General features: G+C 58.0%; 26 protein-coding genes and 1 pseudogene. 6 read left to right on the top strand and 21 right to left on the bottom strand.

Annotated features, from left to right (window positions below):
- Positions 1–4: 4 nt before the first annotated feature.
- From fliR to fliF, 13 genes and pseudogenes are all read right to left on the bottom strand, one after another.
- Positions 5–790, bottom strand: a complete 786-nt coding sequence (fliR, locus tag ACL2XQ_RS15410; RefSeq protein WP_413732892.1) for a flagellar biosynthetic protein FliR — start codon at positions 788–790, stop codon at positions 5–7.
- Between the two features lie 2 nt (positions 791–792).
- Positions 793–1,062, bottom strand: coding sequence for a flagellar biosynthesis protein FliQ (fliQ, locus tag ACL2XQ_RS15405; RefSeq protein ID WP_410015396.1), 270 nt, complete (start codon positions 1,060–1,062; stop codon positions 793–795).
- A gap of 23 nt (positions 1,063–1,085) precedes the next feature.
- Positions 1,086–1,850, bottom strand: coding sequence for a flagellar type III secretion system pore protein FliP (fliP, locus tag ACL2XQ_RS15400; RefSeq protein WP_410015395.1), 765 nt, complete (start codon positions 1,848–1,850; stop codon positions 1,086–1,088).
- A gap of 29 nt (positions 1,851–1,879) precedes the next feature.
- Positions 1,880–2,245 (bottom strand): annotated as a pseudogene (fliO, locus tag ACL2XQ_RS15395) (flagellar biosynthetic protein FliO); the annotation flags it as partial.
- Positions 2,246–2,665 carry a flagellar motor switch protein FliN gene (gene fliN / locus ACL2XQ_RS15390; RefSeq protein WP_410015394.1) on the bottom strand — a complete coding sequence of 140 codons (420 nt, stop codon included), beginning with the start codon at positions 2,663–2,665 and terminating at the stop codon, positions 2,246–2,248. It abuts the pseudogene before it with no gap.
- Entirely contained in the window at positions 2,658–3,659 is a 1,002-nt protein-coding gene (gene fliM / locus ACL2XQ_RS15385) for a flagellar motor switch protein FliM (protein WP_410015393.1), read from the bottom strand. The genes fliN and fliM overlap by 8 nt, the downstream gene beginning before the upstream one ends.
- A 5-nt stretch (positions 3,660–3,664) precedes the next feature.
- Positions 3,665–4,144 (bottom strand): flagellar basal body-associated protein FliL, encoded by a 480-nt coding sequence (gene fliL / locus ACL2XQ_RS15380; protein WP_410015392.1) that lies wholly within the window; start codon positions 4,142–4,144, stop codon positions 3,665–3,667.
- Positions 4,145–4,293: 149 nt separating this feature from the next.
- Positions 4,294–5,748 carry a flagellar hook-length control protein FliK gene (locus ACL2XQ_RS15375; protein ID WP_413739400.1) on the bottom strand — a complete coding sequence of 485 codons (1,455 nt, stop codon included), beginning with the start codon at positions 5,746–5,748 and terminating at the stop codon, positions 4,294–4,296.
- Positions 5,745–6,188: a flagellar export protein FliJ gene (gene fliJ / locus ACL2XQ_RS15370; protein ID WP_410015390.1), complete on the bottom strand. Its 444-nt coding sequence runs from the start codon at positions 6,186–6,188 to the stop codon at positions 5,745–5,747. The genes ACL2XQ_RS15375 and fliJ overlap by 4 nt, the downstream gene beginning before the upstream one ends.
- Before the next feature lie 18 nt (positions 6,189–6,206).
- Positions 6,207–7,568 carry a flagellar protein export ATPase FliI gene (gene fliI, locus ACL2XQ_RS15365; protein ID WP_410015389.1) on the bottom strand — a complete coding sequence of 454 codons (1,362 nt, stop codon included), beginning with the start codon at positions 7,566–7,568 and terminating at the stop codon, positions 6,207–6,209.
- Positions 7,568–8,257: a flagellar assembly protein FliH gene (gene fliH, locus ACL2XQ_RS15360; RefSeq protein ID WP_410015388.1), complete on the bottom strand. Its 690-nt coding sequence runs from the start codon at positions 8,255–8,257 to the stop codon at positions 7,568–7,570. The genes fliI and fliH overlap by 1 nt, the downstream gene beginning before the upstream one ends.
- Positions 8,250–9,242 carry a flagellar motor switch protein FliG gene (gene fliG / locus ACL2XQ_RS15355; protein ID WP_413722617.1) on the bottom strand — a complete coding sequence of 331 codons (993 nt, stop codon included), beginning with the start codon at positions 9,240–9,242 and terminating at the stop codon, positions 8,250–8,252. Before fliG ends, fliH begins: the two co-directional genes overlap by 8 nt.
- Positions 9,239–10,960, bottom strand: coding sequence for a flagellar basal-body MS-ring/collar protein FliF (gene fliF / locus ACL2XQ_RS15350; protein WP_413730560.1), 1,722 nt, complete (start codon positions 10,958–10,960; stop codon positions 9,239–9,241). The genes fliG and fliF overlap by 4 nt, the downstream gene beginning before the upstream one ends.
- A 234-nt stretch (positions 10,961–11,194) precedes the next feature.
- Here fliF and fliE point away from each other — a divergent pair, with 234 nt between their 5' ends.
- Complete coding sequence (gene fliE / locus ACL2XQ_RS15345; RefSeq protein ID WP_410015385.1) at positions 11,195–11,506, top strand: flagellar hook-basal body complex protein FliE; 312 nt, start codon at positions 11,195–11,197, stop codon at positions 11,504–11,506.
- Between the two features lie 264 nt (positions 11,507–11,770).
- Here fliE and lysM read toward each other — a convergent pair whose 3' ends face one another.
- Positions 11,771–12,208 carry a peptidoglycan-binding protein LysM gene (gene lysM, locus ACL2XQ_RS15340; RefSeq protein WP_413730559.1) on the bottom strand — a complete coding sequence of 146 codons (438 nt, stop codon included), beginning with the start codon at positions 12,206–12,208 and terminating at the stop codon, positions 11,771–11,773.
- 160 nt (positions 12,209–12,368) lie between these two features.
- On the opposite strand from lysM, the gene ACL2XQ_RS15335 reads away from it, so the two are divergent.
- The gene (locus tag ACL2XQ_RS15335; protein ID WP_413730558.1) at positions 12,369–12,617 is read left to right on the top strand and encodes a hypothetical protein; all 249 of its coding nucleotides are present in this window, start codon (positions 12,369–12,371) and stop codon (positions 12,615–12,617) included.
- Between the two features lie 29 nt (positions 12,618–12,646).
- On the opposite strand, the gene ACL2XQ_RS15330 is transcribed toward ACL2XQ_RS15335, so the two are convergent.
- Positions 12,647–13,081 (bottom strand): hypothetical protein, encoded by a 435-nt coding sequence (locus ACL2XQ_RS15330; protein WP_413730556.1) that lies wholly within the window; start codon positions 13,079–13,081, stop codon positions 12,647–12,649.
- 518 nt (positions 13,082–13,599) lie between these two features.
- Between ACL2XQ_RS15330 and ACL2XQ_RS15325 the strand changes: the two genes are divergently transcribed.
- A complete protein-coding gene (locus ACL2XQ_RS15325) occupies positions 13,600–13,803 on the top strand; it encodes a hypothetical protein (RefSeq protein WP_410015381.1) in 204 nt (67 codons plus the stop codon).
- Positions 13,804–13,832: 29 nt separating this feature from the next.
- On the opposite strand, the gene ACL2XQ_RS15320 is transcribed toward ACL2XQ_RS15325, so the two are convergent.
- From ACL2XQ_RS15320 to fliD, 5 genes are all read right to left on the bottom strand, one after another.
- On the bottom strand, positions 13,833–13,994 hold the full coding sequence (locus tag ACL2XQ_RS15320) for a YnfU family zinc-binding protein (protein WP_410015380.1): 162 nt from the start codon (positions 13,992–13,994) through the stop codon (positions 13,833–13,835).
- A 144-nt stretch (positions 13,995–14,138) separates the two neighbouring features.
- On the bottom strand, positions 14,139–14,393 hold the full coding sequence (locus tag ACL2XQ_RS15315) for a CsbD family protein (RefSeq protein WP_410015379.1): 255 nt from the start codon (positions 14,391–14,393) through the stop codon (positions 14,139–14,141).
- Positions 14,394–14,512: 119 nt separating this feature from the next.
- Positions 14,513–14,887, bottom strand: a complete 375-nt coding sequence (fliT, locus tag ACL2XQ_RS15310; RefSeq protein ID WP_410015378.1) for a flagellar protein FliT — start codon at positions 14,885–14,887, stop codon at positions 14,513–14,515.
- Positions 14,888–15,028: 141 nt separating this feature from the next.
- Positions 15,029–15,418, bottom strand: coding sequence for a flagellar export chaperone FliS (gene fliS, locus ACL2XQ_RS15305; RefSeq protein WP_413730555.1), 390 nt, complete (start codon positions 15,416–15,418; stop codon positions 15,029–15,031).
- 39 nt (positions 15,419–15,457) lie between these two features.
- Complete coding sequence (fliD, locus tag ACL2XQ_RS15300; RefSeq protein ID WP_413732888.1) at positions 15,458–16,885, bottom strand: flagellar filament capping protein FliD; 1,428 nt, start codon at positions 16,883–16,885, stop codon at positions 15,458–15,460.
- Between the two features lie 280 nt (positions 16,886–17,165).
- Between fliD and ACL2XQ_RS15295 the strand changes: the two genes are divergently transcribed.
- The 3 genes from ACL2XQ_RS15295 to fliZ all read left to right on the top strand — a co-directional run bounded on the left by ACL2XQ_RS15295 (position 17,166) and on the right by fliZ (position 20,305).
- A complete protein-coding gene (locus ACL2XQ_RS15295) occupies positions 17,166–18,695 on the top strand; it encodes a flagellin (RefSeq protein ID WP_413739399.1) in 1,530 nt (509 codons plus the stop codon).
- 242 nt (positions 18,696–18,937) lie between these two features.
- A complete protein-coding gene (locus ACL2XQ_RS15290; protein WP_413733218.1) occupies positions 18,938–19,660 on the top strand; it encodes an RNA polymerase sigma factor FliA in 723 nt (240 codons plus the stop codon).
- 135 nt (positions 19,661–19,795) lie between these two features.
- Positions 19,796–20,305: a flagella biosynthesis regulatory protein FliZ gene (gene fliZ, locus ACL2XQ_RS15285; protein ID WP_410015374.1), complete on the top strand. Its 510-nt coding sequence runs from the start codon at positions 19,796–19,798 to the stop codon at positions 20,303–20,305.
- Positions 20,306–20,367: 62 nt separating this feature from the next.
- Here the strand turns inward: fliZ and putA are convergent, their stop codons facing one another.
- Positions 20,368–24,306 carry a trifunctional transcriptional regulator/proline dehydrogenase/L-glutamate gamma-semialdehyde dehydrogenase gene (gene putA, locus ACL2XQ_RS15280; RefSeq protein ID WP_413739398.1) on the bottom strand — a complete coding sequence of 1,313 codons (3,939 nt, stop codon included), beginning with the start codon at positions 24,304–24,306 and terminating at the stop codon, positions 20,368–20,370.
- Between the last annotated feature and the right edge of the window lie 514 nt (positions 24,307–24,820).

The raw sequence follows: 24,820 nt of genomic DNA, 5'->3' as shown, positions 1-24,820 counted from the left end.
TTTTTTATCCCTTGGGCATTTCCGCCAGGATATCCGCCAGCAAATCGAAGGTTTCCCCCATCAGTTTTTCACTGTAGGGCGCCAGCAGCGGCAGCAGCAGGCCGAAGGTGAGGATGCCGATGGTCAGGGTGAGCGGAAAACCCACCACAAACACGGTCAGCTGCGGCGAAACGCGGTTTAGCAGGCCGAGCGCGATATTCAGCGTCAACAGCAGCGTAATCATCGGCAGGGCCAGCATCAGGCCGTTGATGAAAATCATGCCGGCGGCGCGGGACAACGCCATAAACGCGTTGGCGTTCAGCGGCAGGCCGGATACCGGCAGGGAATGAAAGCTGTCCGCCAGCAGTGAAAGCATCCACAGATGGCCGTTCAGGCTGGTGAACACCAGCAGGGAAAGCAGATTAAGCAATTGCGCCAGCACCGGCATATTCAGGCCGCTGGCCGGGTTGAAAAAGGTGGCGAAGGACAGCCCCATCTGCAGACCTATCACTTCGCCGGCCATGCGGATGGCGGCAAAAGCAAACTGCATGGTCAGCCCCAGCGCGGTGCCGATCAGGATTTGCTCCGTCGCCAGCCAAAAGCCGGCGATGGAAAACAACGGCGTGTTGATGGGCGGCAGGCCGGGCGACAGCACCAGGGTCACCATCAGGCCCAGGCCCAGCTTGACGCGCGCCGGAATGATTTTTTCGCTAAACAGCGGCGCGGTGCCGATAAGCGCGAGGATACGCACCAGCGGCCAGAAATACTGGCCGATCCAGAATGCGAGCTGCGTGGTATCCAGTTGCAGCATCGTCAGCCGGCGAGCGCGGGCAGGCTGGTGAACAGCGTGCGCATATAGTCCAGGATCAGGTTGAGCATCCAGGGACCGGCAATCACGATAGTGGCCACCACCGCCAGTATTTTGGGGATAAATGATAACGTCATTTCATTGATCTGGGTGGCGGCCTGCAGCAGGCTGATGATAAGGCCGCTGAACAGGGCGGCCATCAGCAGCGGGGCGGCCAGCGCCAGCGCCACTAAGATTGCCTCGTGGCCCAGGGCCATTACCGATTCCGGCGTCATAATCTTGCCTGTCTTGTTAAGGGTTAAGTATAGAAACTCTGCGCCAGGGAACTCAGCAGCAGCTGCCAGCCGTCCACCAGCACAAATAACATGAGTTTAAAGGGCAGGGAGATGGTGGCGGGCGGCACCATCATCATGCCCAGCGCCATCAGTACGCTGGCGACCACCAGATCGATAATCAGGAAGGGAATAAAAATGGTAAACCCGATCTGAAAGGCGGTTTTCAACTCGCTGGTGACATAAGCCGGCAGCAGGATGCGCATGGGCACCGCTTCCGGGCCATCGAGCGGCGGCGCCTTGGCCAGCCGGGCAAACAGGGCCAGATCCGCTTCGCGCGTCTGGCGCAGCATAAAGGCGCGCAGCGGCTGCGCCCCTTTTTCCAGCGCGGCCTGCATGCTGATTTTGTTTTCGCTTAACGGCAAGTAGGCTTCGTCGTAAATGGTATTGAATACCGGCGCCATAATAAAAAAAGTCAGGAACAGCCCCAGCCCCAGCAAAACCTGGTTGGGGGGCGCGGAAGGCGTGCCGATGGCGCTGCGCAGCAAGCCCAGCACGATAATGATGCGCGTAAAGCAGGTCATCATCAGCAGCGCGGCCGGGATAAAGGTCAGCGAGGTAAGGAATACCAGCGTCTGCACCGGCAGCGACCAGTTTTGCCCGCCGCCCGCCAGCGGCTGGCTGATGATGCCGGGCAGTTGCGCCCAACCGCACGGGGCGACGGCCAGCAGCGCCAGCCCAAGAACGATAAGCCGGCCGTTTCCGGGCCGGCAGAGACACAACCTGTTCATCGGGCGTTCCCCGTCCTTTGCATCACCTGGCGCAGCCGCTGGCGAAAGTCCGGCGGCGCAACGCCGTTGTCCGTGGCGTCGGGCGGCGCGGGCAGGGTATGCAGCGGTGTAATCTGCTGCGCGGTAACCCCCAGCACCAGCCAGGTGCCCTCGACCTCCACCATCACCACGCGCTCACGCTGGCCCAGGGAGCAGCTGGCCAGTATTTTCAGCCGTTGCGATTGCCTTGCCGCGGGCGCCAGGCCCAGCTTACGCACCACCCAGGCGCCGAGGAGGATGACCAGCAGGATGGCGCCCAAGGCGCCCGCTACCTGGGTAAGGGCGCCCGCGCCGTTAAATTCATGGGCGGCGGGAGGCGAGGCGTGGGCCGTGACGAGGGGCTGGGCGGCGGTCATTTAGCGGCTCAACCGGCGCATGCGTTCGGAGGGCGTAATGATATCGGTAATGCGCACGCCGTATTTATCCGCCACCACCACGACCTCGCCCTGGGCAATCAGATAGCCGTTGATCAAAATATCCAGCGGCTCGCCGGCCAGGCCGTCCAGCGCCACCACCGAGCCCTGCGACAGCCGCAGCAGCTCCTTGATGGTCATTTTGGTCCGTCCCAGCTCAACGGTAAGCTTGACCGGGATATCCATAATCATATCGATATCCTGCAAGGGGCCGGCATTATCCTCGGCGGTCAACTGGTGGAAAATACCGTCGGTGGATGCCGGTGATTCCTTGCCGGCGGACTGCTGCTCGTCGAATGCCTCCGCCCACAGATCGTCGGCGGACGGCGTATCTGCGCCGGACGGATTCTTAGGGTCACTCATCGGGCTGTTCCTCATTAAGGGAGTTCAATACGGGGTTAATAAGTTGTTTTACGCTGAGCGCGTACTGACCGTTCAGGGTGCCGTAGGTACTGGTCAGCACCGGCACGCCGTCCACATGGGAAATCAGGTAATCGGGTTTGTCGATTGGCAGCACGTCGCCGGGCGCCAGTTTGAGGATTTCCGACAACCGCAGCGAGACCTCGGCAAAATTCGCCACCAGCTCCAGCTGCGTATGCTGGACCTGCTTCACCAGGTTTTCCCGCCATCCCTGGTCTTCCACCCGGGAATATTCGAGCGGCGGATTGGTCAGCAGTTCCCGTAACGGTTCAATCATGGAAAACGGAATGCAGATATAGAATTCGCCCACCATCGAGCCGATTTCCACATGAAACGGCGTGGTGACCACGATATCGTTAGGCGAAGTGGTGATATTGGTGAATTTCACCTGCATTTCGGCGCGCACGTATTCCACATGCAGCTTATAGATGGCGTTCCAGGCGTCTTCATAGCCGTCCAGCGCCAGTTTCAGCATACGGCGGATCACCCGCTGCTCGGTATGGGTAAATTCCCGGCCCTCGACCTTGATGGGAAAACGGCCGTCGCCGCCGAACAGGTTGTCGACCGCGATAAACACCAGGCTGGGCGAAAACACCAGCAGGGCGGTGCCGCGCAGCGGTTTGAGGTGGATAAGGTTCAGATTGGTGGGCACCGGCAGGTTACGGGCGAAATCATGATAAGGCTGGATCTTGATGGCGCCGACGGTAATATCCGGGCTGCGCCGCAACAGGTTAAATAATCCCATGCGAAACGAACGCGCAAAACGTTCGTTGATGATTTCCAGCGCCTGCAGCCGTTCGCGCACCACCCGCCGCTGGGTATTGGGATTATAGGGTTTGACATCGTTTTCAATACCCGCGCTGACCGGCTGCTGTTCACCGTCGTCGCCATTGAGCAGCGCATCGATTTCGGCCTGGGATAATATGCTATCGCCCATGATGTTCAGCGCAGGATAAAAGCAGTGAAAAGGACATCATTCACAACGGGCCGAGGCTGGCCCGCCACCAAGGGTTCACTCAAAGTCAATTTAATCTGCTCGACCAACTGCTGTTTACCCTTATCATTTGCCAGCGCCTCCGCGTCCTGGCGGGACAGCAGCAGCAGCATGCGGCTGCGTACCGTCGGCATAAAATCAATCATCGCCTTGCGTGTGGGTTCGTCGGGCAGGCGCAGCGTCAGGCCGATGTAGAGCACGCGATCGGGATCGTTGGCCGGATTGACCAGGTTCACGGTGAACGTGTCCAGCGATAAAAATATCGGTATCGGCGCCACGGGCGCCGGGGCCTCCAAAGCTGTCTGACCGGGCAGGCGATGCTGCCACCAAAGGTAACCCGCCGCGCTGCCAGCAGCCAGGGCAATGACCACCAGGGCCATCAGCCATTTTGATTTTTTCCGAGCCGAAGGAAGCACATTTTGTGACATAACGATTAGGTATTCCTGTAAGCGTGACGGCATTTTTCCATGGCGACTGCCGTAAAATGCCGGTTATTGACGGTAATTATCCCGTCTCCCGCGTAATTCAATAGCGCGAATAGGCGCGGTAATTTGCCTTAACTTGCCCGTTTGCAGCATCAGGCGAAGGTATCTATGCCGGCGGCGCGACGGCCGGTGGCCGCGGGCGCAACAACGCCGCTGGCGTTCCCGGCGACGGCGTCAATGGTGAATCCCGATGCCGCGCGGGCATTGCCTGCGGCCTCGTGCCCGGCGCCGCCCCAATTGGGCGTGGCATCGCTGCCGACGCTGCTCTGGCCCAGATGGATACCGCTTTCCGCCAGGGAGGCGCGCAGCTGCGGCAGGGCGTCTTCCAGGGCGGAACGCACCTGGCTATGTCCCGAGACCAGATGGATTTGCGCCTGGTTGTTGCCATCCATGCGCAGGCTGATCTGCAGGGCGCCCAGATTGTCCGGGTGTAAACGCAGCTCGGCGTTCTGCTGGCCGTTGCGCAGCTGCATCAATACCTGCTGGCCGATGGCCTGGCGCCATTCGTCGCTGCCAAGCTGGGCGCTGATAAGCGCGGGGGCAGGTGCTGCGGGGGTGGTGACGGCCGCATCGGCGGCGCTCAGCGTAGGTGTGACCGGCGCCGTGGCGCCAGGCATGGACACGTCGGACAGGACGCCGGTGGTTTTTTTCAGGAGCAGGGCAGTGACGGCCGCCGGGTCGGTCCCTTCGTTAGCGCTATCGGTGCCGGCGGCGATCGCCGGATTGACCGGCGAGCCGGTCGCGGCGGTGGCGGCCGGCGGCGGTAATCCCGCATCGGCGACGGGCGATGGCTTGCCCTTGGCCGCCGTGGGGGCGGGGGCGGTTTTCAACTCAGGCGCCGTGGCGTCGACGGTCTTGGCGGAAACGAAACCCGCCACCAGGGCTGCCGGCGACGTCAACGGCGGCGTCGCGGCGGCGTCGTCCGGGGTGATAACGGTATTCTGCGCGTTGTCCGCCGTGGCGGCGGCGTTATTCGTCCCGACGCTCGGGGCGGCGGCGTTTTCGGCCTGGGCCAGTGGCACCGTCGCCACGGCCATGTCGCTGTTCTGGGCGGCAGCGGCGCTCAAGGCGGCAGCGGCGCTATCGGTATTCGCGGTGACGCCGGCGGCGGCCACGGACGTGTCAGCAACCGTCGGGCGGGTCAATGCCAGCAACGCCATCAGGGCGGCGGCGTCGCTGTTCAGGACCGGGTCCGCTTCCTGTGCCGTCGCCGCCGGCATGGCGGCTGGCGCGGTGGCGGTATCGCCGGCGGATGGCGGCAACGTCTCGTTCACGGCGCCGGCCGGGACATCGCCGGTCAGCTTGGCCGCCAGCTTTTCCGCCAGCAGGTCGGGACGTGCCGGTTCGGCCGTGGTCGCGACGGGAGCGTCCTCTGCGGCGTCGGCCTGGGCGCTGCCGGCGTCGGCTGCCGGCGCCGGCAGCTGGCGGTCGTTAACCTTGCCGCTCAGCATGGCGCTGAAATCCGGGGCGGCGTTGCCGGTGTTTTTAGCGCCGTTGCCGCCGGCCGTATCCTGCATGGAAGCAATGTCACTGACTGCGACTATCATGAGTGTTTCCTCGCGCACGCCCGTTGGGCGAACTCATCCATTCGTTTTTGATCCTGGCGGTTATCATGCGCCAGCTGAAGCTGTTGATGACGCGTATGCAACGTCACCAATGCGTTAAGGCGCTGATGTTTGTTCTGCCAGACCTGAACCGCCTGCTGCAGCCGCAGGCTCCATTGTTCCAGCAGGGTGCGGTGCTGTTCGATGGCGGTTTCCAGCGTGATGATAAACTGCTGATAGTTGTACCAGCTGGCCGAAGCCATGCCTTCGGTCATGCCGCGCTGTAGTTTCTGCCGGTATTCCCGTTCATATTCCTGTAGCTGCTCCAGCTGTTTACGGGCCAGTTGATGGGATTGGCGGATTTGCCCCAGGCGGATCGCCGCCTTGTCCAGTTCTTCTTTTGCCCGTTCGCGCAAAACGTCCAGCGGTGCATTACTTTTCATTGATCCTCGTTAACCGGCTTAACTGAATAATCCCTGCAATTGCTCGCAGGCCGACAGATATTCGCAACGCTGATGCATGTCCTGCTGTAAAAAAGCCTCGATGGCCGGATAAAGCGCGATGGCGCGATCGAGCTGTACGTCGCTGCCGGCGGCGTAGGCGCCGACGCTGATTAAATCCCGGTTGCGCTGGTAACGCGACAGCAGTTGCTTGAACTGCCTGACCAGCGTTTCCTGCGCCGCGGGCACGATGGCGGTCATGGCGCGGCTAATGGAGGCCTCGATGTCGATGGCCGGATAATGGCCGGCCTCGGCCAGCTGGCGCGATAGCACGATATGGCCGTCAAGTATGGCGCGCGCGGCGTCGGCGATGGGATCCTGCTGGTCGTCGCCCTCGGTCAGCACGGTATAGAAGGCGGTAATGGAGCCGCCGCCGCTGATACCGTTGCCGGCGCGCTCCACCAGCGCGGGCAGGCGCGCGAACACTGACGGGGGATACCCTTTGGTGGCCGGCGGTTCACCGACAGCGAGGGCGATTTCACGCTGCGCCATGGCGTAGCGGGTCAGGGAATCCATGATCAGCAGGACATGGCTGCCGCGATCGCGGAAATCCTCGGCGATGCGGGTGGCGTAGGAGGCGCCCTGCATGCGCAGCAGGGGCGACACGTCCGCCGGGGCGGCGATAACCACCGAGCGCGCCAGGCCCTCCCGGCCCAGGATATTGTCGATAAAATCCTTCACTTCGCGTCCGCGCTCGCCGATAAGCCCCACCACGATCACATCGGCCTGGGTATAACGCGCCATCATGCCCAGCAGTACGCTTTTACCTACGCCTGAGCCGGCAAAAAGTCCCATACGCTGACCGCGCCCGACGGTAAGCAGGGCATTGATGGTGCGCACGCCGACGTCGAGCACATCGTAAATCGGCGTGCGCTGCAGCGGATTGACCGGCGCAGTGTTCAATGACGCGCGGTAGCCGGTATCCGGCAGCGGCAATCCGTCAAGCGGCTTGCCGCTGCCGTCCAGCACGCGGCCAAGCAGGGCGGTGCCGAGCGGCAACTGCTTGCCGTTCTGGCCGTCTGCGCGCCGGCGCGCATAGACGCGCGCGCCCGGCACAATGCCTTCCACTTCCTCAAGCGGCATCAGGAACAGCTTATCGCCGTTGAAGCCAACGACCTCGCAGTCGATTTCCTCGACCATGCCGGCGTCGCCCTGGCGCTCAATCAGGCAGGGCGCGCCCAGCGGCAACTGCAGGCCGGTGGCTTCCATAATCAGGCCGGTGGCGCGGGTCAGCCTGCCGTAATGCCTGATCTGCGGCGTGGCGGACAAACGTTGCTCCAGCGTATCCATGGCGTCCAGCCAGCGGCCCAGACGGGTGGCCATTAGACGTCTCCCGGCGCGGCCAGGCGGCATAGTTCATGCCAGCGGGTGGCGAGACTGGCGTCGATATCGCCCTCCGGCGAGGTGACTTTACAGCCGCCGGGATGCAGTTCGTCGTCGGGGATCAGCCGCCAGCCGTGCAGTTTCAGTGTCGCGCCCAGATGCTGTTCCACCAGCGCCACCTGTGCCGGATGCACGCGCAGCTGCGGTTTGCCGCTCAGGAGCGGCTCCTGCTGCAGTAAACGCTGGATAAGGCGCAGCATGGCGTCGCCGCCGCCGGCCGGCTCCTGGCCCAACACCTGGCGGGCGGCGGTCAGCGCCAGCTGTGCGAGCCGTTCGGCCACCACGGTGTCAAGGGAGTCAAGGGAATGCTGGAACTCGTTGACCAGCATTTGCATTTGCGCGACGGCGGGCTGCTGGTCGCGCTGTATCTGCAGCAGGCCCTCCTCTTGCCCGGCGCGCAGCCCGGCCTGGTAACCTTCCTGCTGCCCCTGTTTAACGCCTTCCGCGTAACCGCTGCGGTGCGCTTCCTGTTTGGCCTGGTTGCGCAGGGCGTTGATTGCCGCCTGCTGGATCTGCGTATCGTCCGCCTGGGCGTCCAGTGCGATCGGCAGCATGTCCGCCGGCACCGGACTTGCCAGGTCGTTTAATGCCCAAGGGCGCCAGGGTAAGTGGTTAAATGCATCAGACATAGGTATCCTCTCCGCCACCGATCGCCATTTCGCCGCTTTCCGCCAGGCGGCGGACAATCAGCAAAATCGCCTTTTGTTCGTTCTCTACCTGCGACATACGTACCGGGCCACGGGTGGCCAGATCGTCGCGCAGGATCTCGGCCGAGCGCTGCGGCATATTGCGCAGGAACTTCTCGCGCAACGGCGGCTGGGCATTTTTCAGGGCAATCAGCAGGGACTCCGATTCCACTTCTTGCAACAACCGCTGGATGCTGCGGTCGTCCACGTCCACCAGATTTTCGAACAGGAACATTTCGTCGATGATTTTTTGCGCCAGTTCGTGGTCGTAGCCGCGTACCGCGTCGATGACGGATTCTTCCTGCTGCGTTTTCATCAGGTTGATAATCTCGGCCGCGGTGCGCACGCCGCCCATTTTGCTGCGTTTCAGGTTCTGGCCGTCCAGCAGGCCGTTTAGCACCTCGGTCAGCTCCGCCAGCGCGGCCGGCTGCACGCCGCCGAAGGTGGCGATACGCAGCATGACGTCGTTGCGCAGTTTTTCGTCAAACAACGCCAGGATATCGGCGGCCTGCGAGCGCCGCAGGTGGACCAGGATGGTGGCGATAATCTGTGGATGCTCTTCATGGATTAAATCCGCCGCATTCTGCGGCTCCATAAAGTTGAGGGTTTCCATGCCGGTGGTGGTTTCGCGGGTTTCGAGGATATCCTCCAGCAGGCTGGAGGCGCGTTCCTCGCCGAGCGCCTTGATCAGCACCGTGCGCAGGAAATCGCCGGCATTCACGCTGAGCGCGGCATACTGCTCGGACTCGGCTTCGAACTCTTTCAGCACCTCCAGCAGTTCCTGATGCGAGGTCTGGTGCATATTGGCCATGGCGTTGCTCAACTGCTGCACTTCCCGGGCCGACAGATGTTTGAAAACCTCCGCCGCCCGGTCTTCGCCCAGGGTCATCAATAACACGGCGCTTTTTTCGGTTCCGGTCATGCTCATTGTTCGCTGCTCATCCATTGGCGGATAACTAACGCCACGATACGGGGATCCTGATCCGTCATATCGCGGATCCGTTGGGTACGCGCCTCGGTGTTTTCCCGCTGCTGCGCCCGTTTCTGATCTTCTTGCTGATCGCGGCTGAGCCTGACCACCACATCCTCGGCGGCGGGGGATGCCGACGCCATCGCGCCTGCGCCCGCCTCCTTCACCGGCGCCTCGGGTTTAACCCGAAGCAGCGGTTTAACCAGCTTACGCCATAGGATCCATGCCACCAGCAGCACCAGCAGCCAGCGTCCCGCGGTCAACAGGCTGTCGAAGAAGGACGCCTGCTGCCAGAACGGCAGCACGCCGCCATTGTCTTCGGTGGTGACAAACGGCGTATTCACCACGTTAAGACTATCGCCGCGATCGGCGGAGAACCCCATCGCCTCGCGGGTTAAATCCTCAATCTGCTTGATCTGGTCCGGCGTAAGCGGCGTGCCGGGCTTACCGGCCTCGCCGGGCAGGTAGTTGACCACCACCGCCACTGACAGACGCTGCAAGTTACCCTCGCTGCGTTTTACATGCACTACCTTATGATCCAGCTCATAATTGATGGTTTCATCATGCCGGGTATTGGACGGTGTGGCGGTGGCCTTGGACTGGGCGGCGTTTTGCCCACTGACGCCGGCGCGGGCGCCAGGCGCGGTAGTCTGGCCGTTAGTATTGGCCACCGGCGGCTTATCAATGGGGGCCACGGCGGTGGGGGCCGGTTGGTTGGATAACGCGCCGGGCACGCCGCCCAACGGCGAACCGCCCAATTGCTCGCTTTGCGCCACCTGTTTGGAGCGAATGGCCGAGTTATCGTCGCGCCCGTTCGGCTGATACTGTTCCTCGGTCTGTTCGTGGCTGTCGAAATCGATTTGCGCCGTCACCTGGGCATGCACGTTGGCGCTGCCCACCACCGGCGCCAGAATGGTTTCGATGCGGCGCTGGTAGCGGTTTTCCAGCTCATTGTTGAATTTCAGCTGGGTCGCGTTCAGCGCGCGGCCGTTGGCGTCGGCTTGGGTCAACAGATGCCCCTGCTGATCCAATACCGTGACGCTTGCCGGCGGCAAACCGGCCACGCTGCTGGAGATCATATAGACGATGGCGTTAACCTGGCCGTCATCCAGCGCGCGGCCCGGCTGCAGGTTCAGGGTCACCGACGCGGAGGGGTTTTTCTGTTCACGCACAAACAGCGACGGCTTAGGCAGCGCCAAATGCACCCGCGCCGACTGTACCGGTCCCAGGGTTTCGATGGTGCGCGCCAGCTCGCCTTCCAGCGCCCGCTGGTAATTGATCTGCTCGCTGAACTGGCTGATGCCGAATTTTTCCTGATCAAGCAGCTCGAAGCCCACCGAGCCGCCCTTCGGCAGGCCGAGGCTGGCCAGTTTCAGGCGGGTTTCATGCACCGACTCGCTCGGCACCAGCACGGCGGTGCCCTGTTCGGTAAAACGGTAGGGGATATTCATCTGCGTCAGCTGCGCGACGATATCGCCGCCGTCGCGATCGCCGAGATTACTGTACAGCACCCGATAATCGGGGCTTTTTGCCCATAGTGCCAGTACCACCACAACCGCTATCATCGCGGCGGCGGCAATTGCCGCGGATATTTTAGGATGGCTGCGCAGCCGCTCCAGCATCGGCATGAACGGATTCTTGCCCTGTCCGGTAGAACCGTTTTTAACCGTACTCATCGCATCATTCCGCCATGAGTTGAACGGTATTGCTTAATCGCTGATAACAAATCACTCTCCCTGCGGTGCTTAACGGGCATAGCCGGCGGTCATCATATAAATGTGGATGCCATTATTTGCCTTTAGCAACACAATCGATGGCTGAAATAACCGGGTGTTTTAGCGTTATTTAGCGCCTTAGGCCGCCAAGGGTTCTGCTAAGGTAGCAGCCAACGTTAAAATTGAGGAAACGTCATGGCTATTCAGGGGATTGAATCAGCGGTTCAACAACTGCAGCAGGCCGCCAGGGCTGCGGGCGGCGTTAGCGAAGCCCCCGAGTCCGGCGGCGGTTTTGCCGGCATGCTCAGCGCTGCGCTGGATAAAACCAGCGATACGCAAAACCAGGTTCGCGTCCAGTCGGAAGCCTTCGCCACCGGCAATTCGGCTTTAGGACTCAATGATGTGATGGTGGATATGCAAAAATCTTCCATTTCGTTGCAAACCGCCGTCCAGGTGAGAAATAAAATGGTGGCGGCCTATCAGGACATCATGAACATGTCCGTGTAGGGGCACTGACGTACTGATAGTAATGTCCATTCCCTCACGCTGTTTCTCCATGGGGCATGGGTGGGGCAAAGAACGATAATGTCAGATAACGTGTTGTCCCGCGCGTTTATGGCGGTCAATGGGGGTGAATACAACAGGCAATGCGGGTTCAACGAACTAAAGAACCCGGATAAATTCATCCCTCAAAAGAGGGCCTGGCGGTTTCCTGCTCTCAGGTCATGGCGTTAGGGTTGCCCCGAATATAACGGTTAGCCACGCAGCCGGTTATTTTGGAATACGCAAAACCTGACCGGGGTAGATTTTATCGGGGTGGGATAGCATAGGTTTATTGGCTGCAAAAATTTTGTTGTACTCGTTGGGAGTCCCGTAAACCTGCTTTGAGATGGCGCTTAATGTGTCGCCTTTCTTGACGGTATAGAATTCCGATTGGGGGACGTTATCGACCGCGGTAACGTTGTCTTCCACTTTCGTGATCCCGGCAACATTGCCAGCAGCGATAAGAATTTTTTCTTTAAGCTCTTGTGAAATCCCGGCACCGGTAGCTGTAACCGTATCACCGTTGACTTTGACCTCAACTTTATCACTGCCTGGCAATCCCAGCTTGCTGATGTGTTCTTGCAGTTTCTTGTTCGCATCATCACTATTACTGACGGCATCCCATAATTTTTCGCCTGCTTCTTTGACAAAACTGAAAAGGCTCATGATTAACTCCTTTGCTTGTGTTGAAAACTGATATTGCCCCTGGGAATATTAATATTAGTTTAAATATCCGATTTTGCATCCTAAAGCCCAGCGCCCGGACATTGGACAATCATCTATCGCCGTGCCGTCAGGCGTTCCTCAGTTAAAAGGGCGCCGAGGTGTGAGCGTGCTGATTGATAGTGGCGGCACGGTCGAGGATTCAGACAAACTGAGTGCTAATGTGCCTATACCCTATGACCGCAGTGTCATAGCCGGGGTAACTGTTGCGGTAAATGATGCTTATTTTATTATCCGTTGCAACGCCCTAGAGGGCCAACGCGGCATGATTGCATCTGCCCAGCCGCTCTGCCCGTTCCATGCCGATGAGGAAATTAATAACATTGATCCACTCCTTAACATATTAAATTGAAACGCCGCCTCGGGCGGCTGAGTCAGGCATCACAACTTGATGACAATTTTCCCACTCATTTTATTTACCTTAACGCGCTTAGCTCTGAAAATAAATGTGATGTAGGGAATCACAACTTTCCGCCATAGCGGTGTCTTTCTGTAGGATATTGAAAGTATTGAAATATGTTCTTGGGTGACGATTTTTTGAATGATATCTGTTCCACGCTGATCAAGGAGATGCGACTCAAAAGAAACAGTCTCATAACCGTCGGCCTTGAGCTTTTTCAAAATACTACGCAAAGAGCTATAAATCGCTGCTGATTTAGCGCGATTCCTTGGCGTCTTGCAAGGAATTAAATGCAAACCAACATCTTTTTTGCGCTTATTCGTGTATCTGAAACGGCCGTAACTCCCGATGGTCAACCAAGACCAAACATAACAACACCCAAGTAAACCCAGCAAAGTAATAAATACGTAATTCATATATTTCCCCTTATTCGTTTAATAGCTTATCGGCAACCAGAATAAAAAGGTTACGAGAATAACTGGCTAAACCAGATTGGGAGGCCATTACGTCGGTTTACCGGGGGATTGTTGTCTTTAAGATAAATAGGCTCTGTTCATGGCGTCAATGCAGGCACTCTGCGTTCTACGCGCGCATGCGAATGTCAATGACGGCCCAGGCGGTCGCTCCGTGGGTTAACGTGGTATTGGTGGTAATGATTCCTGCATGGAAGAGAAGGGGCAATATGCCTTTCGTAGCACGTTGAAGGGAGCTGCTACGAAAACGATTAAAGCGATCGGCATAGATTTTGTTAAGAAATTTTGCTGAAAAAACGTACTTATACGCAGACAGGCCAAAAAACGGATTTTATCCATCATGACTCTATTCGCCTGGCGCCGTTGTGTGCCGTCATATCCCCTGCGCCGTTATTCATTCTCTGTTCATTTTTCTGCAACATTACGCCGGCAAAATGATAAAGAGAAAATAGGAGACGGCGATGACAATACCCGCAGAGGCGTTGCGGCACACCCATGATACGGTAAGTCTGTTGATAGGCCAGGCCAGCCTGGCGCTCCACCGGCGCGGCGCCAAGATTCACCCGGCCGCCATCATGGCGTACCTGGCCGCCGAGCAGGAGCGGGAAAGCGACGAAACCCGGCGTTTTTTTATCGGCGTGGCGATAGGGTTGCTCGCGGTATAGCGCGGGCGAATTTCTCAATAGGGCAAAGCCTATTTGTCTTTCGGCAGAAAATAGTGACCGCATTTGGGACAAACTAACGTGATGTTTTTGCGTACTTTTTGGGCGGGTTGCTGGGTTGCGTTGCCGCATTCCGGGCACGTGACTTTAACTGAAGTACTGCCGAACGCCTTAAGCGCATCAAGGATAGACATAATAATCGCCGCGGCTATAAAGAGACGATGATGATAACACTTCGCCACCCGTATAGCTCTTGCTGCTTTTACAACCGCGGGCTTACCGCGACACCGGGCAACCGCATGTGGGACACGCCGTCGCCCGGCGCCAACCGGGCAGAATCAATGACGGCGATGGCCTAAAATTTTAGCCAGCAGGAAACCCACGCCGCTGGCAATCAGCAGCGCCGGAATCGGATCATTGACGGTTTTTTCTTTAATCTGATCAATACAGTCGTTCACGCTGTAAGACGCCTGCGCGGCGCGTTTACGCAGTTTCCCTTCCAGATGGAGCGCGTTGTCCCCGGTAGCACGGCCGAATTCTTCCTGGCCCTTGCCCGCAATTTCTTCCGCTTTATCTTTGGCTCTATCAAACATTGTTATCATCCTTATTGAGTGTTCACCCTGTAAATATAGGCGAAAATGACAATTTTGCCTCCCACGTGGGCCTGGACGCATTTTTTAGGATGATTCCCGCCTGATATCGTCGCAGGCGGTTATTTTTTTATCTCACCCGGCAGCATCGACGCCCGATCGGAAAACTTATGGTAGGCCGAGTTAATGGATTGCTGACGGTTTGACTGGCCGATGAGCTCTTTCAACTGATCAAGGCGTGATTGAAGCAATTGATTTACTTCATGTTCATTTTTCAGCAACTGCTGTAATACCAAGGCAATATTATCCTGGATAACGGTGGAAAGTGGATTTTCCAACAAAGAATTCAGTTCGGCGATCTTGGCCACCGCCTGAACATATTTTTCTTCAATATAGACCAAGGCATCCCATTCTGACTGACGGGCCATCGACAACATATTTTCGCTTAGCGCAAGAATTTGCTGATAATGGGCTAAAAGAGAAGGGCAAGCATCCATTATGGCTATCCTAGTAGGTATCGGACATATAAATTGGGTTAATTCTGCTCATTTCCTAGCTATTTTTATCACACACCCTGACGTGTCGGGATAACCATTATTAGAAACGAAACATGAATCTGATAATCAGAATATTCCTCATTAAGGTTGCGGGCCGCCCGGGGAAATATGCTTCCAGGCATCGGCGATCCCGGTGAGCATCAGACGGATTTCCTGCAGCAGGTCGCGATCGTTATGCAGATTGACCTGGATAAGCTGTCGGCAGAAGTAATCATACAGACCGGCCAGGTTATGGCTCAGTTCGCCGCCGTTTTCCATATCCAGACCCATTTTCAGTCCGTTATCGATGATCTCGATCGCTTTGGACAACGCAGTGCCTTTGGCGGCGATATTGCCCTGCGCCATGAAGATGTCCGCTTTCGCCAGTGCGCTGAGCGCCCCGTCAAATAACAAGGTGATAAGCTTATGCGGGCTGGCGCTCATGACGCTGCTCTGCAAGCCCACGACGGCATACGCATGTGAACCGTACATTGTTACTATCCTTCTCCCGGAAATTTACGCCCGCGGCAATCAGTTGCTGCTGGATGATATGTTAGAAATGGCATCAAACTGCTGGGTTAAATACGTCGCGGTATTGTTCAGCGACGAAACCAGCACGTCCAGTTGGGTAAACTGTTTTTTATAGCGGGCAATATTATTGGTGATGCTGGTCTGAACCTGGGTGTACTGCTTGTTCAGTCCGGTCAGCACGTCGGCCAGGCTGTCCTTGGTATCACTGATGGTGCCGCTGTCCTCGGTGAACGAGGTGACAATGGACGACATTTGGGTCGCCATTCCGGTGGTTTTGCCGTCGCCGGCGAAAAAGCCCGCCACCTGCGATGGATTGTCCGCCAGGTTTTTGACCAGTTTGGCCTCATCGGTGGCCAGGGTGCCGTCTTTATTCAGCGTGATGCCGACCTGGCTTAACGCCTTGATGCCGTCGTTGCTCTGGCCCGCGCCCAGCACGCTGCGCAGCTGATTTTTTACCGACGTCAAAACACTGTCGCTTAACAGAACCCCATTGCTGGCGTCCGGCGCAGTGCCGGCCGTTACGGGGGTATATTTTGTTAGCGTGGTAAAGGTGGTTTGCAGGGTGTTATACGCTGAGACCCACTCCTCGACGGCTTTGGTTGAATCGGTGGCGCTCTGGCGCACTATCAGGTTCTGTGCGGTGGTATTTTCCGCCGTCAGGGTCAGGGTAACGCCCTGGGGCACGTCGGTAATGGTGTTGCTGCTGCGTTCGACGTCGATACCGTTCAGCGTTAGCTTGGCGTTCTGAGCCGTCACGGCGGCATTCATGCCGGCGGCGGTTTTATCGGCGTCGGTGCCGTTGCTGTCGTAGCCCAGGATGCCGTTCAGGGTAGCGTCGCCGGTGACGCTCATGGTGACATTGGAGGAGGTACCGGTGGTGTTGGACGTGACGACCAGCTGGTAACCGCTGTCCCCGGACTGGACGATACTGGCGGTGACGCCGGCGTTGGCCTTATTAATGGCGTCGCGCACTCCGCCGAGTGTGGTTTGCGCGTCGGTCAGGGGAATGGCCACGGCCTTGCCGCTGCCCACCTGAATGCTGAGGCTACGGGTGGTGCTGCTGGCGCCGATAAGCGAGGTGGTATCGGTAAACACTTGTTTGGTGGCCAGCGACTGCGCCGTCGCCAGTTGGGTCACTTTAATGCTATAGCTGCCGCTGGCCGCCGTGTCGCCCGCCGTCGAGGTAAACCCATCGGTGGTGCTGGTCACTTTTTTAGTATAAAGCGTGTTATCGGACAGGGCCTTGGTGGCGGTATTAAAGGTTTCCAGCGCGGTTTGCAGCGTACTGTAGGCCGCCACTTTGGCATTGATATTGGTCTGCTTGTTGGTTATCGGTGTTAACCGCTTGTTTTCGTCGGTGGTTAACGTATCCAGCAGGGTGCTTAGGTCCAGGTTGGACCCGACGCCGAGTGAACTGATGTTGGTCATGTTGCTCTCCTGATAATTACGCGGTAGGCGAAGCGGTTATCGGCACCGGCGGCAAGAAGTTTACCGCGATTTTTGCAGCGTCATGGGGGGTAGAGGGGAAAAGAAGGGGGTTAATTCCGGCTATTAAGGTCTTGCGGGGAATGGTAGGGCGAAATTTGCATTTTTCATTAAAGGTTACCGACGGCTCGCCGATACCTTGTGGGACGGCCATTAACACTTACTCGTATTGATGCCCGAATTAATTACTCAGTCCTGATGCATGATTTCAAAGGAATATACCATGGCTCAAGTTATCAATACTAACAGCATTTCCCTGCTGGCTCAGAACAACCTGAACAAGTCTCAGTCCAAACTGAGTACCGCTATCGAACGTCTGTCATCAGGCCTGCGCATCAACAGCGCTAAAGATGATGCCGCCGGTCAGGCGATCTCCAACCGTTTCACTTCCAATATCAACGGCCTGACTCAAGCGTCGCGTAATGCCAATGACGGTATCTCCCTGGCGCAGACCACTGAAGGCGCGCTGGACGAAATCAATACCAACCTGCAGGCCATTCGTACCCTGACCGTGCAGTCGCAGACCGGCACCAACTCCGCCAGCGACCTGCAGTCCATCCAGGACGAAGTCACGCAGCGCCTCTCTGAAGTCGACCGTATCTCCCAGCAAACCGACTTCAACGGCGTCAAAGTGTTGAGCCAGAATAAAACCCTGTCAATCCAGGTGGGTTCCAACGATGGTGAAGTGATCAATATCGATTTGCAAAAAATTGATTCCACCACGCTGACACTGAATACCTTTAATGTTAACGGCCCGAACGGCACCACGTCCGCCGCCGCCCTGTCAACCGGTACCGCTGTTGCCGCCACGGGCACCGTCGCACTCACTGCGACCGCCGCTGATGCGACCGGTGCGGATGCAGCCGTCAAGACCGCCATCGGCACCAGCACCAAGGTAATTTCCGACGGTACCGATTATTATATCGAAGGCGATGACGGCAAGGCTTATAAAGCCACCACCACAATTGATAAAACCGGTAAATTAACGGCTACCGTAGGCGCCGGTGTGACTAATACCGACTTGACCGGTAAAACCGTCAATACCGTAACCGCCGGCAGCACCGCTGCCTACACCTCACTGGCTGCCACCGTGGATGCCGCCGGTAACGCCGACGCGACCAATATCGGTGCCGGTACCCTGGTTGCAGACGCCAAGGGCAATTACTCCGTCGTGACTTCCGCAGGTAAAAGTTATGCCGCCACCGTTTCTGTCGACGGCTCTGGCGTATTAACCGCGAAGGTTGAAGCTGCGACTACCGCTGCAGTTTCCGTTGCCACCGATACCAATAAAGACTCGAAAATTGATTCGGCCAATGTCAGTATTGTTCAAGATAAAAATAACCATTACTTTATCAAAGATACGACAGACGGCACCACGGCTGATAAAGTTAAGTATTACGCCGCTGACGTCACCACTGATGATGACGGCAAGATTACCAGCGCCGCTTACGATTCAAGCAAATCGCTGGCCGTCGCCACCACCGATCCGTTAAAAGCCCTGGACAGCGCGCTGTCCACCGTTGATACCCTGCGCTCCAAGCTGGGTGCGGTGGAAAACCGTTTTGACTCCACTATCAACAACCTGGCCAGCACCAACAGCAACCTGAGCGAAGCGCAATCCCGTATCCAGGATGCCGACTACGCGACGGAAGTGTCCAACATGAGCAAGGCGCAGATCCTGCAACAGGCCGGTACCTCGGTTCTGGCCCAGGCTAACCAGGTTCCGCAGACCGTGCTGAAACTGCTGCAATAATTTGTTCATCGCATTGTAATGCGTAAAAACCCCGCCCAGGCGGGGTTTTTTTTCGCTACATCATGGCCAATGTGAAATAAATACCGCCGCGGACGAAGATAAACCACTGTTTATATAAAGTAAATTGCGTTCGATCCGGCAGGATATAAATAGAGGGGTATTTAAGCGACTATTCAGCCGATTGACCTTGCCGGCTAACCGGATAATAACATCGATAAGAGGATCAATGTAGGATAGTCATGGTGAGCGATCTGTATACTGCCACGGGCGTAATAGATAAACAGTCCCTATGGCAACGCTATATTCCGTTGGTCCGTCACGAGGCCTTGCGTCTGCAGGTGCGGCTGCCGGCAAGCGTGGAACTCGACGATCTGCTACAGGCGGGGGGGATAGGCCTGTTGAGCGCGGTGGAACGGTACGACTGCCTGCAGGGCACGACCTTTACCACCTACGCGGTGCAGCGCATCCGCGGCGCCATGCTTGATGAGCTGCGCAGCAGGGACTGGGTTCCCAGGAGCGTGCGGCGCCATGCGCGGGAGGTGGCGCAGGCCATTCATCAGGCCGAACAGCAGCTGGGCCGGGTGGCCACAGAACAGGAAGTCGCCCAGACGCTTAATATTACGCTTGCGGAATACCGGCAGATATTGCTCGACACCAACAACAGTCAGCTCTTTTCTTATGACGAATGGTGTGAAGATCACGGCGATAGTGCCGATAATCTAATGCCGGGACACGAAGACGCTAATCCGCTCCAGATATTAATGGAGAACAATTTGCGTGAAAGAGTCATCGAGGCCATCGACGGTTTACCGGAAAGGGAAAAAATGGTCCTGGTGCTGTATTACCAAGAGGAATTAAACCTGAAGGAAATTGGCGCGGTGCTCGAGGTGGGTGAATCACGGGTAAGCCAATTGCATAGCCAGGCGATTAAACGTTTGCGCGCACGCCTGAATAACGATCATTAGCGGCCGGTTAGGGGAATAATACATTCCCCGTTGTTAAGCACGCTGATAGAGATATTAAAACATATTAATGAGCTTTCCATGGCGCAAGTCCAACGCGCTATTGAAAGCCCTATTCTTAGCACTAGGGAAAACGACATGTTAGCCAAAGTGGGTAAAAAACGGCCCTTGAGCCGTTACCTGAAAGATTTCAAGCACTGTCAAACCCATTGCTGCCAGTGCGGCAAGCCGTTGGATCGTATGACATTGGTGTTTCGCGGGCAGATTATCAATAAAGAAGCCATCGCCGGTATGGACCAGCTTATCGACGATCTCGTCTGGCAAAGCCTGAATAAAGAGCTGACGGCGCTGTGCCGGTTTTGCAGCGTAATTTCTTGCAATAGTGAAGCCAACTATTTCGATATCAAAGCGTTCAAACAGTATTTATTTGAACAGACGGCGATGAGTCACAGTACTATTCGCGAATATGTGGTACGCCTGCGGCGCCTTGATGAAATATTGGCGGCCAGGAATTATCCCCATGATAAATTCGAGCGTCCCAGCGGCCCGCAAATGCTTATTGAGGATGTCCCGGACGCAGGGCAAAGCAATTACCGCATCGCCCTGCGTAAATACGATCAGTATCTCAACTGGCAGCGTAATTTTTAATAGCCGGGCCGGGTGCCCGTCCACGCCATGCCTATACCATGGCGGCGGACGGGGATGAAGGTTTAGCCGATGGTCATCAGGCTGGCGTTGCCGCCCGCGGCGGCGGTATTAATGCTGACCGACCGTTCCACTAATAAGCGTTCCAGTAAAATCGCCGTCTCGCCGCGCGCGTAGCCATGCACCTGGATAATGGAGCCGGGCCGCCGCGCGAGCGTGCCGCAGAGCGCCAGCAGCCGGTCCGAGTCGCCATGGAACAGCACGGCGTCAAACGGATCCGCCGCCTTGAGCCAATCATCGTGCAGGACAATGCGCGCCTGCGCCGCCTCCGGCAGACCGTCATACAGCACGCGGGTCTCCGGCCCGTCCTGCCACAGTGCCTGGGACCCGACGCTTAACACCGCCGCCAGTTGCGTTAGCCGGTCATTATTGTCTTCGGCCAGGCACAATACGCGTGCGCGCGGCAATAAGCGGTAGCTGTTCTGCTCGCCGGTCGGGCCTGTGAGCATCCTGACCGTGCCGGCCAATGACAGCTCGCCAAAGCGCCTGAGCGCGCGCACCTTCTCCGCCGGCATATTCTCCCCGGCCCATATCATCAGGGCGTCATAAGCCGGCCGCGGCGCGCACGGGCTGCCGGTCGCGTCCCCGGCGCGCAGCGCGTCGGGCCGTGCCTCGGGCAGCCGTTGGGATAACAGGCGATAAAGATACAGCGGGCCGCCGGCTTTGGGCCCGGTGCCGGAGAGTCCTTCTCCGCCGAAGGGCTGCACGCCGACCACGGCGCCGACCATATTGCGGTTGACATAACAGTTGCCTACCCGCGCCTGTTCCATTACCCGGTTTATGGTTTCATCGATGCGGGTATGCAGGCCCAGGGTCAGGCCATACCCGCCGGCGTTAATCTGCTCAAGCAAGGTGTTCAGGTCGCGGCTGCGGTAGCGGACCACGTGCAGGACCGGACCGAACACTTCCTTATCCAGCTGCGCCACGCTGTCCAGCTCAATCAGCGTGGGCATGACAAAGGTACCGGCGCCCAGGGATTGCCGTCCGGCGCCGTCGTTATGGGCGCCCTGCCATACCGGGTGGCCGGCTTCGCGCATGGCGGCGATATGTTCCTCTATAGCCTGCCGGGCCTGGGCGTCAATCACCGGACCGATGTCGGTGGCAAGCCATTGCGGATCGCCGACGCTGCACTGCGCCATGGCGCCGCGCAGCATGCGCAGAGTGCGTTCGGCCACCTCTTCCTGAATACATAATAAACGCAGCGCCGAACACCGTTGCCCGGCGCTGTCGAACGCGGAGGCGATGACATCGTTCACCACCTGTTCCGTTAAAGCGGAAGAGTCAACGATCATGGCGTTAATCCCGCCGGTTTCCGCCACCAGCGGCACCGGACGTCCCAGCGGGTCCAGCCGTTGGGCGAGCGTCGCCTGTATCAGTCGGGCGACGGCGGTGGACCCGGTAAACATCACGCCGCGCACCCGATGGTCGCCCACCAGCCGCGCGCCGACGGTCTCGCCGTCGCCCGGCAGGAAATGCAGTACGCCGGGCGGCACGCCCGCTTCCAGCAGGATGCCGACGGCCTGCGCGGCCACCAGCGGCGTTTGTTCGGCGGGCTTTGCCAGCACGCTGTTGCCTGCGGCCAGCGCCGCCGCCACCTGGCCGGTAAAGATGGCCAAGGGGAAGTTCCAGGGGCTGATACAGGCCACCGGCCCCAGCGGACGGCAGCCGTCGCGATCGAATTCCCGGATCTGGCCGGCATAGTAGCGCAGGAAATCGACGGCCTCGCGCACTTCGGCGATGGCGTTGGCAAAGCTTTTACCGGCCTCGCGTATCAGCAGGCCGATAAGGGTGGGCATACGCTGTTCCAACAGATCCGCGGCATGGTTTAAAACCGCGGTTCGTTCGGCGCAGGGCGTGGCCGACCATATCGCGCCGTGGTGATCCGCGCAGGCAATGGCCCGCTCGACGTCGTCTTCGGTGGCGTCGCGGCATTCCCCGACATTATCGCGCGCGTCGGCCGGGTTAAGCACCGCATGCCATAACTCGCCGTCGCGTGATGTGCTATCGCCGGCGTGGGCGCGCCAGTGCAGGTTGGCGCCGTTGAGCAAGGCGCTGGAGAGCGAGGCGAGACGATGTTCATTGGCCAGATCGATCCCGGCCGAATTAAGCCGTAACGGACCGTACAGCCGACGGGGCAGGGGAATCAGCGGGTGCGGCAGGCCAACGCCGCCTTCCCGTTCGCCGATGGCCAGCGCCTCGTCCACCGGATCGGCAATCAGGTGATCCAGGGATAGGGCGCTGTCGGCAATACGGTTAACAAATGAGGTATTGGCGCCGTTTTCCAGCAACCGGCGCACCAGATAAGCCAGCAGGGTTTCATGGGTACCCACCGGGGCATAGATGCGGCAAGGGCGGTTCAGCCTGCCGTCGGCCACCGGTCCCACCACCTGGTCATACAGTGGCTCGCCCATACCATGCAGACATTGAAATTCGTATTGGCCAGGATAATAGTTCTGCCCGGCGAAATGATAGATGGCCGCCAGCGTCTGGGCGTTATGGGTGGCGAACTGCGGGTAAATATGATGCGGCACCGCCAGCAGCTTGCGCGCGCAGGCAAGGTAGGCGACGTCGGTATATACCTTACGGGTATAGACCGGATACCCTTCCAGTCCCTCCACCTGGGCGCGTTTGATTTCGCTGTCCCAATACGCCCCTTTCACCAAACGGATCATCAGGCGCCGTTGGCTGCGCTGCGCCAGGTCTATCAGCTCGTCGATAACAAACGGGCAGCGTTTTTGGTAAGCCTGGATGACAAAACCAATGCCGTTCCAGCCGGCGAGCGCCGGTTCAAAACACAGTCGGGTCAATAAATCCAGGGATAGCTCCAGGCGGTCCGATTCTTCGGCATCGATATTAATGCCGATATCATATTGGCGCGCCAGCAGGGTTAGCGCCAGCAGCCGGGGATAGAGTTCGTCCATCACCCGCGCGTATTGAGAACGGGCATAGCGCGGATGCAGGGCGGAAAGCTTGATGGAAATGCCCGGTCCTTCATAGATGCCACGGCCGTTGGAGGCCTTGCCGATGGCATGGATGGCCTGCTGATAAGAGAGCAGGTAGGCCTGGGCATCATCCTCGGTCAGGGCGGCTTCGCCCAGCATATCATAGGAATAACGGAAGCCGCGCTGTTCCAACCGGCGGGCATTGGCCAGCGCCTGGCCGATATTCTCGCCGGTGACGAATTGTTCGCCCATCAGGCGCATGGCCATATCCACGCCTTTGCGGATCAACGGCTCGCCGCTTTTACCGATAATACGGTTCAGGGAGCGCGACAGGCTGCCCTCGTTATGGGTGGCCACCAGACGGCCGGTAAACAGCAGTCCCCAGGTGGCGGCATTGACAAATACCGACCGGCTGCGGCCAATATGGGGCTGCCAATTGCCGCGGCTGATTTTATCGCGGATCAGCGCATCGCGGGTGGCCTTATCCGGCACGCGCAGCAGCGCCTCCGCCAGGCACATTAACGCCACCCCTTCTTGCGACGACAGGGAAAATTCCTGCAGAAATCCTTGCACCATGCCGGCGCGGCCGCCGGCGCTGTGCTGCTGGCGCAGCGTTTCGGTCAGGCGGCGGGCTAATTGGCTTATCTGCGCCGCGGCGGCGGGATGGCGCGCCTGTTCAATCAGCAACGGCACGGCTTCGGTTTCCGGACGGCGCCACGCGGCGGTGACGGCGGCGCGCAATACCGATTGCGGCAATACTTGTTCGGCGAACTCCAGAAACGGCTGGCGCGTTTCCATTGCCGGCGGCTCCGCCGGGTCGTTGTCCCCGGGCATGGACGCGGCGTCTTGCCCAAGGGCATGCCCCTTATCCAGCTCATCCAGGTAATGGAAGATAGCTTGCTTAATCAACCAATGCGGAGTGCGATCAATCAGCCGCGCCGCGTTCTTAATCCTTTCCCTGGCGGCATCGTCAAGCTTTACCCCCATCGTAGTGGTTACCATCGCTGTATCCCCGGCGAGCATGTGAGATATCACTATCGCCAATGTTACAACTAAGTGCAACCGGGTTAATAAACAATTAACTTATAGTTAATAAGGTTGCAATCCTGGCGCGGGCGACGCCTGGACGCCGTAAACCGCACCGGCATGATGGCGCAAGAACGGCGTGACGGGGATTATTTGATTAAATTTGTAATAATTGATGTTTTACGTAAGCCGCGGGTTATTTACCAGCGCAGCGGGAAAAAGCGTTCTGTGGGGCGATATATCAGCAGGCGATAAAGTCGGGGGGCGCTATTGGGTTAAGGTCATCCAGTTCAAGCGTAACGGCTATTGCTTATTATTTGTTCGAATGCTAAAAAAAATATTGCAATCCCAGCGCAAAGTGATGCAATGTCATTATACTCAAGACATCAAGCTAGTTCAGAAAGTTGTTCAGATGCGAAATTCATAACCTCACTGCGGGGATCGCTAATGACAGTGTCCTTTTATGGGCTGATGGCAATACCAGGTTCTG

Source organism: Sodalis sp. RH14, from assembly GCF_047324285.1.
In the GTDB taxonomy this organism is placed as follows: Bacteria; Pseudomonadota; Gammaproteobacteria; order Enterobacterales; family Enterobacteriaceae; genus Acerihabitans.
This window is presented reverse-complemented; position numbering and strand designations above follow the sequence as displayed.